The organism is Sphingomonas sp. IBVSS2, assembly GCF_002127225.1.
Classification (GTDB): Bacteria; Pseudomonadota; Alphaproteobacteria; order Sphingomonadales; family Sphingomonadaceae; genus Sphingomonas.
Genome location: NZ_NFUR01000001.1, coordinates 53,681 through 65,855 on the forward strand (window position 1 = coordinate 53,681; position 12,175 = coordinate 65,855).

The 12,175-nt window shown below is 67.0% G+C and carries 9 protein-coding genes; 3 read left to right on the forward strand and 6 right to left on the reverse strand.

Annotated features, from left to right (window positions below):
• The first annotated feature begins 11 nt into the window (after positions 1 to 11).
• Positions 12 to 320, forward strand: coding sequence for a helix-turn-helix transcriptional regulator (locus CAP40_RS00230; protein ID WP_086128371.1), 309 nt, complete (start codon positions 12 to 14; stop codon positions 318 to 320).
• Here the strand turns inward: CAP40_RS00230 and CAP40_RS00235 are convergent.
• The 4 genes from CAP40_RS00235 to manD form a co-directional block, all read right to left on the reverse strand.
• Positions 299 to 1,222 (reverse strand): 1-phosphofructokinase family hexose kinase, encoded by a 924-nt coding sequence (locus tag CAP40_RS00235; protein ID WP_086127364.1) that lies wholly within the window; start codon positions 1,220 to 1,222, stop codon positions 299 to 301. The two genes, CAP40_RS00230 and CAP40_RS00235, sit on opposite strands and share 22 nt — an antisense overlap.
• Positions 1,219 to 2,223 carry an AAA family ATPase gene (locus tag CAP40_RS00240; protein ID WP_086127365.1) on the reverse strand — a complete coding sequence of 335 codons (1,005 nt, stop codon included), beginning with the start codon at positions 2,221 to 2,223 and terminating at the stop codon, positions 1,219 to 1,221. Before CAP40_RS00240 ends, CAP40_RS00235 begins: the two co-directional genes overlap by 4 nt.
• Positions 2,224 to 2,302: 79 nt before the next feature.
• Positions 2,303 to 3,439, reverse strand: a complete 1,137-nt coding sequence (locus CAP40_RS00245; RefSeq protein WP_086127366.1) for an endo-1,4-beta-xylanase — start codon at positions 3,437 to 3,439, stop codon at positions 2,303 to 2,305.
• A gap of 16 nt (positions 3,440 to 3,455) precedes the next feature.
• The gene (manD, locus tag CAP40_RS00250; RefSeq protein ID WP_086127367.1) at positions 3,456 to 4,667 is read right to left on the reverse strand and encodes a D-mannonate dehydratase ManD; all 1,212 of its coding nucleotides are present in this window, start codon (positions 4,665 to 4,667) and stop codon (positions 3,456 to 3,458) included.
• Between the two features lie 131 nt (positions 4,668 to 4,798).
• Between manD and CAP40_RS00255 the strand changes: the two genes are divergently transcribed.
• Complete coding sequence (locus CAP40_RS00255; protein ID WP_086127368.1) at positions 4,799 to 6,955, forward strand: alpha-glucuronidase family glycosyl hydrolase; 2,157 nt, start codon at positions 4,799 to 4,801, stop codon at positions 6,953 to 6,955.
• 36 nt (positions 6,956 to 6,991) lie between these two features.
• Here the strand turns inward: CAP40_RS00255 and CAP40_RS00260 are convergent, their stop codons facing one another.
• On the reverse strand, positions 6,992 to 8,011 hold the full coding sequence (locus tag CAP40_RS00260; protein WP_086127369.1) for a cupin-like domain-containing protein: 1,020 nt from the start codon (positions 8,009 to 8,011) through the stop codon (positions 6,992 to 6,994).
• A 54-nt stretch (positions 8,012 to 8,065) separates the two neighbouring features.
• Here CAP40_RS00260 and CAP40_RS00265 point away from each other — a divergent pair, with 54 nt between their 5' ends.
• Complete coding sequence (locus CAP40_RS00265) at positions 8,066 to 8,776, forward strand: DUF6445 family protein (protein ID WP_086127370.1); 711 nt, start codon at positions 8,066 to 8,068, stop codon at positions 8,774 to 8,776.
• A 56-nt stretch (positions 8,777 to 8,832) separates the two neighbouring features.
• Here CAP40_RS00265 and CAP40_RS00270 read toward each other — a convergent pair whose 3' ends face one another.
• Entirely contained in the window at positions 8,833 to 12,174 is a 3,342-nt protein-coding gene (locus CAP40_RS00270; protein ID WP_086127371.1) for a TonB-dependent receptor, read from the reverse strand.
• Between the last annotated feature and the right edge of the window lies 1 nt (position 12,175).

Below are 12,175 nucleotides of genomic sequence, written 5' to 3' on the forward strand. Positions count from 1 at the left end.
TGAAGAACGAAATGATCGCCGTGGTCGATCGCGCCTCGTCGTTCCTGAAGGCGCTGTCGGGTCGAAGCCGTTTTCTGTTGCTGTGCCACCTTCTCGATGGCGAGAAGTCGGTGGGCGAACTCGCGCGCCTCACCGGCGCGCGCGACACCGCCGTGTCGCAGCAGCTCGCGCTCCTGCGTCGCGAGGGGATGGTCGCCGCGCGCCGCGACGGCCAGATGATCTTCTATTCGCTGGCCAGCGACGAGGCGCGGCACATGCTGGAAGCGATGCACAGCCTGTTCTGCCGCGCCGATGCGGCTCAGGAAACCGTCCCGGCATAGAGCCGTTCCACATCTTCCTTGCGGGCCAGCTCGGTCGCGGGAGTCATCAGCGTCGCCGCGCCTGCGGCGATGCCGTAGCGCAGCGCTTCCTCGATCCCCTTGCCTTTTGCCGAGGCGAGGATGATGGCCGCCACCATCGAATCCCCGGCGCCAACCGTACCCTTGGCTTCCACGGGGATCGCTGGCAGGCGCAGTTCCTGATCCTTGCCAACCAGGAGCGCCCCGCGTTCGGCAAGCGAGATCACCACCAGCTCCGCAAAGCCGCGATCGTGCAGCGCGCGCGCCGCCGCCATCTCGTCCGCCGCGCCGGCGATTTCGCGCCCGAGCAGGTCCGCCGCCTCGCGCAGGCTCGGCTTGATCAGCCATGCCCGGGCGCCTTCGCACGCAGCCAGCGCCGGCCCTGACGTGTCGATCGCCAGCTTCACGCCCGCCGCATGGCAGCGTTCCGCGATGCGCTTCAGGATCGCCGGGTCGCAGCCCGGCGGCAGGCTGCCGCTCACCACGATATGATCCGCGTCCGCCACGCCGAACAGCGCGTCGAGCAGCCTGGTCTGCTCGTCCGTGCCGAGTTCGGGGCCCGGCAGCACGAAGCGATACTGGTCGCCCGGCCGGCCCTCGTCGACGGTGAAGCTCTGGCGGGTCGTGCCGGCGATCGGCACCGGCAGGATCGGCACCCGTTGTTCCTCGAGCAACGAGACGATCGTTGCGCCGGTAGGCCCACCGCTGGGGAACACTGCCATCGCCCGGCCGCCGAGATGCGTCACCACCCGCGCCACGTTGATCCCGCCGCCACCCGGATCGAAGCGCGGCGCGGTGCATCGCAGCTTGTGCCCGGGGCGCACCTTCTCGGTGCAGGTGGTCACGTCGAGCGCCGGGTTGAGCGTCAACGTCGCAATCGTCATCCGCGCGTCCGGTCCAGCGCGGCGCGCGCGGCGGCGACGATCAGCTCCTGCGGGCGGTTCACGCGGATGCGATGCCAATGGATCTCGCCTACCGAGCGGCGCGACTGCTCGCGCACCACTGCCTCCGTCGCGTCCGAGGCGTCGTTCGTGCGCGCGTTGACCCGGGCGATCCGGTCGCGCTCGGGCGCTTCCAGCCAGATGCCGGTAAAGGCCGCCCGATAGCGATCGGCCAGCGCCTCGGCCACGTCGCGTTCGCTGCGGCTCATGAACACCGCGTCGAGGATCACGCTGTTGCCGCAGGCGAGGTGATCGTCGGCGGATTCGAACAGGGCTTCATATGTTTCGTCGTCATTGTGACGCGTATAATGCCTGGGCGGCAGCCTGGTTTCCGGGCTCACGCCGGCCAGGCGCTTGCGGAACACGTCGGAGCGCAGCACGCGGGCGCCGGGGAGGCGGCCGATGCGGCTGCCGAGCAACCGCGCCAGCGTCGACTTGCCGGTGCCCGAAAGCCCGCCGATCACCACCAGCCGCGGCCTGGCGGGCGCGAGCAGGCTGTCGGCCAGTTCGGCGTCGCCGTCCGCGCTCGCGCGCAGCGAGAGGTAGAGTGGGAGCAGCGACCAGCCGGCGGCGCCCTGCGGCGCGATGTCGAGATAGCGGTTGGCCAGCGTGTTCGCTTCGCCCGCCATGCCGCCGCGCATCACTTCCAGCACGGGCCTGGCGAAATCGTGGAGCAGGTCCGCCGGCTCGCCCATCACCGCGCGCACCCGGCCGGCGGCGATGCGGCGGGCGATCGAATCCTGGTGGCGGGCAAGCTCGTCGCGCTGGGCATCGCTGGCCGCAGCGAGCGCGAGCATTTTCCGAAAGGCCGCGCCGTCCCCCTTTGGCGATGCGGCGTGGCGCGCGGCAATATGGTCGGCAAGGGCGTGCAACTGGTCCGTGTCGAGATCGCCGGCCAGCAGCGCCTCGAAGCTTGGTTCCTGGCTCGCGGCCACCGCCGCCATCGTTCCACCCCTTGTTCCGGATCCTTCGAATCAGCCCTAGCATGAGTTTTCTGAACGATCTTGGACAAGATCGACCTAATTATCGTGCCGCGGCGCCCGCAAAGGCATCGCGGATCACGCCATGGAGCGCCTTGGGCCGATATTCCGCATCATAGGGCGTCGCGCGCTGCCGCGTCCCGTCCCTGCGCGGGGTGAAGCCGTTCAGCCAGGTGAAGCGGTCGCACATGCCCCAGGCCAGCACGTCCCTGAGCTGCGGATAGGAGAACAGGATCTCGAGATAGGCCGCGGCATAATTGGCGATGATCCCGTCGCGGATCTTCGCATCGGTCGGCAGCGCCTTGTCGTTCACGTCGAATTCGGTGATGGCCAGCTTGTAGCCCATCTGCACCGCGCCATCGAGGAAGCTGCGCCAGGGCTTTTCCTGCCGGCTCACCAGCGCGCCCACCGTGGCGCCCTCGGTCAGCCCAATATGCGATTGCACCCCCAGCGTGTCGCACGGGATGCCGCGCTTGCGGAACCCCTCGAGCAGCTTGAGCACGCCGGTGCGGTGCCCTTCGTTGCCGGGCTCCCAGCTCATGTAATCATTGTAGACCAGCTCCACTCCCGGCGCATGTTCGCGCGCGGTGTGATAGGCGAAGTCGAGCATCGCCTCGGTCCCGCCGAACGCCCTGGACAGCGACGAGGTGCGCAGCGCGCCCGTGCCTTCCTCCACCGTCTCGTTGACCACGTCGAAGCTGGTGACCCGGTTCGCATAGAGCTTGCAGAGCGTGCGGATGTGCGTGCCCAGGATGCGCTCGGCTTCCTTTGCCGGGGTGGCGCCGAAATCATGGTCGTTCAGCCATTTCGGGAAATATTGCGTCTTGTGCCACAGCAAGGTGTGGCCGCGCATCGCCATGCCGTTGGCCTCGGCATAGTCGAGCATGTCGGAGAAATGGTCGAGGTTGAAGGTCTTGGCATCCGGCCGGATCGCCTGCCACTTGAACTCGTTCTCGGGCACCAGGATGCCGCAGTCGCGCTTCAGCAGCTCGGCATATCTCGGATTGGCGAAGGAGCCACGATCCGCGCCCGGCGGGCTCCAGGAAAAGCAGGAGCCGAAGCGCATGCCCTTGGTCTTCGCCACCGCGTTCAGCCCCTCCACCGCCTGGGCGAAGGCAGGGCAGGGCAGCGCCAGCGCGGCGCCCGCGCCCAGCAACCCACGGCGTGTCAGTTCGATCATCGCAAGCCTCTCCCGCTCACCAGTTGAACAGCGTTCCGTCCTCGAGCCGCGCGACGGGGAGATAGGCGCGCTTATATTCGTATTTCGCCGCCAGTTCCTCGTCGATCTCCACGCCCAGCCCGGGCGCGTCGCCCGGATGCATCATCCCGTCCCTGAAGCCATAGGCATGGGGGAAGACCGCGTCGGTCCTTGCCGTGTGCGGCATCAGCTCCTGGATGCCGAAATTGGGCACCGACAGGCCGAAATGCAGCGCCGCCGCCATGCATACCGGCGACAGGTCGGTCGCGCCGTGGCAGCCGGTGCGCACCTGATGAAGGTCGGCGAACGACGCGATGCGCCGCATATGGGTGATCCCGCCCGCATGGACGATCGTCGCGCGGACATAGTCGATCAGCTGCTCCTCGATCAGCTGCTTGGCGTCCCAGATCGTGTTGAAGATCTCGCCCACCGCCAGCGGCGTGGTGGTCTTCTCGCGGATCAGGCGGAAGCCGGCCTGGTTCTCCGCGGGCGTCGGGTCCTCCAGCCAGAACAGGCGATAGGGCTCCAGCTCCACGCCCAGCCGCGCCGCCTCGATCGGAGTCAGCCGGTGGTGAACGTCGTGGAGCAGGTGCACGTCCCAGCCCAGCACTTCGCGCGCCTTTTCGAACAGGGGCGCGACGGAGCGGAGATATTTCTCCGTCGACCACAGGCTCTCGGTCGGCAGCGCGCCGTCCGCCGGCTCGTAGCGCTGGCCCGGCTTGGCGACGCCATAGGTGGATTTCAGGCCCGGCACGCCCGCCTGGAGGCGCACTGCCTTATAGCCCTGCTCCACATGCCGCACGGCCTCCGCGATCGTCTCCTCGATCGTCGCGCCATTGGCATGGCCATAGACCATGCAGCCGTCGCGGCTCGCTCCGCCGAGCAGCTGGTAGAGGGGCAGGCCCGCCACCTTCGCCTTGATGTCCCACAGCGCCACGTCCACCGCGGCGATCGCGCACATCGTCACCGGGCCGCGCCGCCAATAGGCACCCTTGTAGAGATACTGCCAGATGTCCTCGATCCGGTGCGCGTCGCGCCCGATCAGGCAGGGGATGACGTGGTCCTGCAGATAGCTGACCACCGCCAACTCGCGCCCGTTGAGCGTCGCGTCGCCGATGCCGGTGGTGCCGTCCGCCGTCTCGATCCTGAGCGTCACGAAATTGCGGTCGGGGCAAGTGACGATCACGCGCGCGGATATGATCTCGGCCATGACGTGCCCTGCTTCCCCTTCCTGTCCGGCGCGTCGTCCGGCGCGCGCCTTATGCTTGGTAGCGCTACCATTGTTGCCCTGTTACAAGCTTGTCAACGGCGGCGTATGACCGCGAACCGGTAGGAAGAGCGATGCTTCGGAAATTGCTGGCTATTTTGTCTGCGTTTTTGTGTTTCGGCCTTGCGAATCAAGGCCATGCCGAGGACGGATATGATCTCTGGCTGCGCTATCGGCCGCTCGAATCCAGCACGGTCGAGCGCTATGCGTCGCGGATCACCAATGTCGTCGGACCCACCGATCGCCCGACGATCGGCGCCGCGGTCGAAGAGCTCCAGCGCGGGGTCAAAGGGCTGTTCGGTCACGACCTCGTCCGGCGCGAGACGGTGATGCACGATGGTGCGGTGCTGGTCACCCGCGCGGACTCGCCGCTGCTGAAAAACCTCGACCTGCCGTTCGCCAGGCTGGGCGACGAAGGCTATCTGATCCGCACCGCCATGGTGCAGGGCAAGCGCACCACCATCATCGCCGGCAACGGCGATATCGGCGCGCTCTACGGCGTGTTCCGCTTCCTCCGCCTGCTCCAGGCCGGCCAGCCGATCGACAGGCTCGACATCGTCGACGCCCCCAAGCTGCAGGTCCGCGTCCTCAACCATTGGGACAATCTCGATCGCCATGTCGAGCGCGGCTATGCCGGCCAGTCGCTCTGGGACTGGCAGAAGCTGCCGCGCTTCAAGGATCCGCGCTACACCGATTATGCCCGTGCCAACGCCTCGATCGGCATCAACGGCACGGTGCTGACCAACGTCAACGCCAATGCCGATATCCTGCGCCCCGATTATCTTCAGAAGGTGAAGGCGCTGGCCGAGCTGTTCCGGCCCTATGGCATCAAGGTCTATCTCACCGCGCGCTTCTCCGCGCCGATCGAGCTGGGCGGGCTCGGGACGGCCGATCCGCTCGACCCGGCGGTGCGCGCCTGGTGGAAGGCGAAGATCGACGAGATCTATGCCGTCATCCCCGATTTCGGCGGCCTGCTGGTCAAGGCCAATTCCGAGGGCCAGCCCGGCCCGGCCGACTATCATCGGACCCATGCCGAAGGTGCGAACATGCTGGCGGACGCGCTTGCCCCGCATCACGGCATCCTGATGTGGCGCGCCTTCGTCTATGCCGCCGAGAATGCCGAGGATCGGCACAAACAGGCCTATACCGAGTTCCAGCCGCTCGACGGCAAGTTCCGCGACAATGTCCTGGTCCAGGTCAAGAACGGCGCGATCGACTTCCAGCCGCGCGAGCCCTTCCATCCGCTGTTCGGCGCCATGCCCAGGACGCCGCTGATGATGGAATTCCAGATCACCAAGGAATATCTCGGCTTCGCCACGCACCTCGCCTATCTCGGCACGATGTGGGAGGAAGTGCTCGAGGCCGATACCTTCCGCCCGGCCAGGGGCAGCACCGTGGCCAAGGTGATCGAGACGCCGGTCGATGCCGGCGCCGTCACCGGCATGGCGGGCGTCGCCAATATCGGCAGCGACCGCAACTGGTCGGGTTCGCAGTTCGACCAGGCCAATTGGTATGCCTTCGGGCGGTTCGCCTGGGATCCGGACGCGAAGGCCGAGGCGATCGCCCGCGACTGGGCGCGGATGACCTGGGGCAAGGATCCCGCGGTGACCGACACGATCGTCCGCATGATGATGGGCTCGCGCGAGGCGGTGGTCGATTACATGACGCCGCTCGGCCTCACGCATCAGATGGCGACCGGCCATCATTACGGCCCGGGGCCCTGGGTGTCGGACCTCAAGCGGCCCGAATGGAACCCGGTCTATTATGCGCAGGCCCGCCCCGACGGCATCGGCTTCGACCGTACTTCCAGGGGCAGCGATGCGCTTGCCCAATATGCGCCGCAGGTTGCGAGGAACTGGGGCAGCCTGGCGACGGTGCCGGACGAACTGCTGCTCTGGTTCCACCATCTTCCCTGGGACCATCGGATGAAGTCCGGGCGCACGCTGTGGGACGCGCTGGTGATCCGCTACGATGCCGGGGTGGACCATGTCCGCCGCATGCAGGCCGATTGGGTGGGGCTGCGCGGCAAGGTTGACGAGACCCGCTGGGCCGAGGTCCGCGACTTCCTGGAGATCCAGCTGGACGAAGCGATCTGGTGGCGCGACGCCTCGATCGCCTGGTTCCAGTCGATCTCGAAGCGCCCGCTGCCGGAGGGGCACAAGCCGCCCGCGCACGATCTGGACTATTACAAGGCGATCACCACGCCCTATGCGCCGGGGCAGGGGAAGTAGGTCTCCCTCTCCCCTTTGGGGGGAGAGGGAGAAGCGCTACGGCCTCGCCAATCCCCGCGCCAGATATTGCTTGATGTACTGGCGCAGCTGCGGGGTCGGCTCGCCCAGCACGCTGCGATGCTCGGGCGCCAGATGTGCCGCCGGATCGCCATGTTCCCGGAAGACGAAGGTGTCGAAATATTCGGACCAGGCCGCGCGCCGCTCGGGCGGCAAATGGCTGAGCGTCAGTACCGCATAGACCATTGCGTCGAACCGCGCGTCCTGGTCCGGCGAGTCCGGCCACCAGAAGTTGACCAGCACGTTGAACGGCGAGAGCGCCTCAACCTGGTGCCACCAGAGCGCGGGGATGTAGATCGCGTCCCCCGGTTCGAGTTCGGCCATCCGCGCCGCCGCCAGCGCGTCGCGGAAGCGCGGGAAACGCGCGAAATCGGGGGCGGCCATGTCGACCATGCTCAAGGGCTGCCCTGCCACTGTGTGGTCCAGCGGGCCGATATAGAGGTTCGCCGCCTGGTCGGGCGGGAACAGGGTGAAGCGGCGCCGCCCGGCCGCGACGCAGGCGATATTGTCCGATGCGTCGAAATGCGTGGCGATGCTCGCCCGGTTGCCGATCCAGATCCGCGGCTCCGCGCCCATGCCAAACAGGGCGGGCAGGGCATTGGCGCCGGCCAGGCCCGGCAGCGCCTGGGCCGTCTCTACTGCGCCGGCATAGACGGCGGGCGCGTCGTCGCGGTCCCGCAACTGCAGCACATAGCGCAGAAGGTCGGCGAAGCGGCCCTTGCGCCGCTCGAAATTATAGCCGCGCATGTCGTCCGAATAGAAGAAGCGGCCCCGGATCGCCGGCGGGCCGACGAACGCCTCCGCCGTCGCTCCGCGATCGAAGCCGAGCAGATAGTCGCATAGGGCCTGATCCGACTGCCGGCCGGCCGCCACGAGCGGCCAATCCCCGGCCACGCCGCGCAGCACGACGGGCGCATAGTCCCGGACGAGCACGGCCAGTCCGGCTGCGTCGAGCGGCCCTTCGATCTCGCGGATCCCTGCTTCCTCCTGCCTGGGCATTTTTCGCTATCCCGGAAATGCGCTGGTCATATCCGGGTGGTTCGTGTCCCCGGCATGTCCATGTTGTCGCACGATTTTTCGCTCAACCCGCGCCCCGCCGCCCGGCTCTCGCGCCTGGGGCGGGAAGGGGAACCGCTGCTCTGCCTCGACGGGCTGATGCGCGTGCCCGCGGCCCTGATCGACTATGCCGCGCGCGAGACCCGGTTCGCGCCCGTCCATGGCCCGCATGGCGGCTATCCCGGCATCCGCGCGCCGGCGCCGCTCGACTATGTCGAGGCGGTGGTCCGCGCGCTCGATCCGGCGGTGCGCGATGCGTTCGGGCTGGGCGCGGTCCGCCTCGGCCGGGCCGAATGCAATTTCTCGTTGGTCACGCTCGCGCCCGATGCGCTCGCGCCGTCGCAGCGCGTGCCGCACATCGATACCACGGATCCGCTGCAATTCGCCTTCCTGCACTATCTCTGTGGGCCGGAACAGGGCGGCACCGCCTTCTATCGCCACCGCGCCACCGGCTATGAGGCGATCACGCCCGAGCGCGCGCCGCGCTACGAAGCCGCGCGCGTCGCCGAGCCGGTGCCGGGGCCGGGCTATATCCAGGGCGATACCGGGGAATTCGAGCGCATCGCCGCAGTGGACGCCGAACTCGACCGGCTGCTCGTCTATCGCAGCCGCCAGCTGCATTCGGGGCTGGTCGCCGGCGCCGGCTCGGCGGATCCGCGCCGGGGCCGGCTCACCGCCAATATCTTCCTCACCTATCGTCCCGCCTGAAAAAATCGGCGCCGCCGGCTGGGAACCGGCAGCGCCAGGCTGGGTGTCTCCGTGGATCAGAAGTTGAAGCGCGCGATCGCGGCGAAACGGCGGTCGTTCATGTACCAGCCGCGCGGCACCTCCACATACCCCTTCGGGTCGCCGATCTTCGTGATCACCGCGGTGGTGCGGGTGATCTCGTTGGTCAGGTTCGAACCCTGGACGCCGATCTTGATCTGCGGCGTGATCGTGAAGAAGATCGACGCATCGAGCTGGCCGGTCGCCTTGTTGATGATCGGGTCGTTCGGCACGATCACGTCGCGAATGGTCAGCACGAAGTCCGAGCGCCACGAATAGCTCGCCCGCAGCGACACCGGGCCATAATCGAAGAACGGGGTGATGTTCACCTGGTGCTTCGAGAGCCCCTGTAGCGGCAGCAGCGACAGGTCGACCGTGGTGACGCGACCCGCGGCGACGTCCGGATCGGTTTCCGACAACGTCGACTGGGGCACGCCCGAACTGTCGATATAGGTGTAGTTCGCCTGCAGGCCCAGGCCCTTGAGCGGTCCGGGCAGGAAGTCGAAGGTCTGCTGATAGCCGACTTCGACGCCCTTGATCTTCCCCTTCTGCGTCGCGTTGATCGGCGTGGTGATCACCACCGGATAGGTCTGGCCGTTGTTGGTGAGGTCCACGCGGCGGGTGTTGTTGGTCACCACGCCGTCGAGCACCTTGTAGAAGGCCGAGACGGTGAGCGAGCCGACGCGTGAGAAATACCATTCCGCCGTCAGGTCGAAATTGTCGGCCTTTACCGGCATCAGATAGGGATTGCCGGCGGTGGTGACGCCCTGCAGGCGGAAGCTGCCGGGGATCAGCGTGCCGCTCGAGTCGACATTCTGCACCGCGCTCAGATTGGCCTGGAGATAGTTGCGGATATAGCCGGTCTGGGGCGGCGACACGCCCTTGAAATAGGCGGCGCGGAACTGCAGGCCGCCCCCCGCCTCGAGCTTGAAGTTCACGCTCGGCAGCCAATAGTCATAGTCGAACTTGACGTGCGACGGGATCAGCGCCCCGTTGACGAAGGCACGTGCCTGGTCGCGGGTCGGCTGGTCGAACGAGCAGAAGGGCGATGCCGTCTGCCCGGCCGGCGGCGGCGTGGCGCAGGTCGTGTCGGTCGGCAGCGCCGTGGTGTTGCTGAACGAGATATAGCCGTCGGTATTGCGCCTGGTCTTGGTGTAGCGCACGCCGACATTGCCGGTCAGGTGCAGCCCGCCCAGATGCGTGTCGATGCGCGCCATCAGATAGGCGGCATAGTTGCGCTCGCGGATCGGGTTGATCTCGTCGGGCAGGAACGGCGTGCCGGAGATCACGCCGCAACGATCGGCCAGCGCGTTCCAGCCGGCATTGACCACGCGGCCGCCGGCACAGGTGGTCGTGCCCTGCCATTCGCGCGCGATGGCATTGGCGTAGCGCACCATCGCGTCATAATCGCTGACGGTGTTGCCCGTATAATAGAGGCGCCCGTCGCCGCCGAGCGGATTGGTCACCTGGCCGCGGAAGAAGTTGTTGAAATAATAAGGAGAGTTGGCGTTGAACGGCTGTCCGTCGGCGCGGCTGGCGTTGTTGCCGTTCACCGGCATGTCCATCCATACCGGGCCGTTATTGCCCCATTGCTCGGAGAGCACGCCCCAATTGTAGCGCGAGAAGCGCGAGACCTGGTCGCGATCGGCATAGCGCACGCCGCCCTGGATCGACTTCAGGAAGCTGCCCTCCGGCAGCGCATAGTCGAGGTCGAGGCGGAAGGCGTCCGAATTGCCGTCGCTCTGCTCGATATGGTCCATCGCCGCGCGCGGGAAGCTGTTGAACGGATCGGTGAAGCTGGTGTGGCCGGCGCCGAAATAGTTCGGCGTGTACTGGTTGGGGTTGCCGCCGGCGCGGCAGTCATTGTCCGTGCCCTGGGCGTCCTGCATGTTGGCGGCCGGGCCGCTGCAGACCTGGGGCGGCAGGAAGGCCACGGTCGGGAAGTTCGAGCCGTTCAGCCGGATCGACGCGTTCTGATAGGTCGAGTTCCACACCGTGTTGTCGAGCAGGTTGGTGCTCGATTTCACATGCTGATAGTCGAAGACCACGCCCAGCCGCTCGCTGGCGTTCCACTTCAGGTTGAAGCCGTAATCGTCGGTGACGAGCTTTTCCTGGTGATCGCGGCGCTGGTTGTTCGATTGCAGGCCCAGCATCGGCACGCGCGGGATCAGGCCGCTGTTGTTCTGGCCGATATTCTGGTCGCCGCGCCAGCCGGTGGGGCCGGTGATGGTGCCGCTCACGAACATCCCGTCGCTGTCGAAGTCGAGCGTGGTGCCCGGCACGCGGCGGGAGTCGCCGTTGGACGAGACATTGTCGGTCGCGATCTCGATCGTGCGCTCGGTCCAGGCCTGGCGCGCGTCGGAGCGCAGGAACTGCGCGACCGCCTCGATCGCGCCGTCATTGCTGCGATACTGGAGCGCCGCGGCATAGCCATAGCGCTCGCGGTTGAACTCCTGGCGGCCCATCACTGCGCCGCGCGGGAAATAGACCTGGCGCTGGACGGTCGCGCCATTGCCGTTGTTGATGACGTCGCCATCCGAATAGAGGTTGCGGATGCGGAAGCTGGAGACCTGGAACCGGTCCGACTGGCTCTTCAGCTGCGAATAGGAGAAATTGCCGAGGATGCCGATCTCGCCGATGCCGGTCTCCCAGCGATCGCTGACCATCAGCGAGCCGGTCGGCGTCCATTCCTTCTTGTAGTCGCCGTAATTCGCCTCGAGCGAGCCGGCGATCACCAGGCCCTTCTTGTTGTCGAACGGCTTGCGGGTGCGCAGGTTGACCACGCCGGCGATGCCGCCCTCGATGCGGTCGGCCGAGGGCGACTTGAACACGTCGACGCCGCCCATCATTTCCGAAGGCACGTCGGCGAAGCTCAGCGAGCGGCCGTTATTGGCGGTGAACGCCTCGCGCCCGTTGAACTCCGAGCGGACATAGGTGAGGCCGCGCACCACCACGCCCGAGCCCTCGACCGAGAAATGGTCGGGGTCCACGCCGGCGGCGAAGCGGTTGATCGAGACGCCGGGAATGCGCTGCAGCGTCTCGGTCACCGAACGGTCGGGCAGGGCGCCGATGTCCTCGGCGGTCACCGAATCGACGATCACGTCGGCATTCTTCTTGAGCGCCTGGGCGCTCTGCAGCGACTGGCGATAGCCCTGGACGACGATGGTATCTTCCGGGGTCTGCGCATCGCCCGAAGCCGGCGCCGCCTGGGTGCCCTGCGCCCAGGCCGGCGCGGCGACCGACAGGCAGGCGAGCGCAGCGACGGAGACGCCGGCGCGTAGCGCCCCCGTGCGGAATCTGCCCGCCTGGCTCGCATGATGAATGGAATCGTGCTTTCGCATC

Excerpts from the sequence above, each read along its gene's own strand:
- CAP40_RS00245 (WP_086127366.1), bottom strand. The coding sequence starts at position 3,439 with ATGATCGAACTGACACGCCGTGGGTTGCTGGGCGCGGGCGCCGCGCTG.
- CAP40_RS00265 (WP_086127370.1), top strand. The coding sequence starts at position 8,066 with ATGTCCATGTTGTCGCACGATTTTTCGCTCAACCCGCGCCCCGCCGCC.
- CAP40_RS00260 (WP_086127369.1), bottom strand. The coding sequence starts at position 8,011 with ATGCCCAGGCAGGAGGAAGCAGGGATCCGCGAGATCGAAGGGCCGCTC.
- CAP40_RS00270 (WP_086127371.1), bottom strand. The coding sequence starts at position 12,174 with ATGCGAAAGCACGATTCCATTCATCATGCGAGCCAGGCGGGCAGATTC.
- CAP40_RS00240 (WP_086127365.1), bottom strand. The coding sequence starts at position 2,223 with ATGGCGGCGGTGGCCGCGAGCCAGGAACCAAGCTTCGAGGCGCTGCTG.
- CAP40_RS00235 (WP_086127364.1), bottom strand. The coding sequence starts at position 1,222 with ATGACGATTGCGACGTTGACGCTCAACCCGGCGCTCGACGTGACCACC.
- CAP40_RS00255 (WP_086127368.1), top strand. The coding sequence starts at position 4,799 with ATGCTTCGGAAATTGCTGGCTATTTTGTCTGCGTTTTTGTGTTTCGGC.
- manD (WP_086127367.1), bottom strand. The coding sequence starts at position 4,667 with ATGGCCGAGATCATATCCGCGCGCGTGATCGTCACTTGCCCCGACCGC.
- CAP40_RS00230 (WP_086128371.1), top strand. The coding sequence starts at position 12 with ATGATCGCCGTGGTCGATCGCGCCTCGTCGTTCCTGAAGGCGCTGTCG.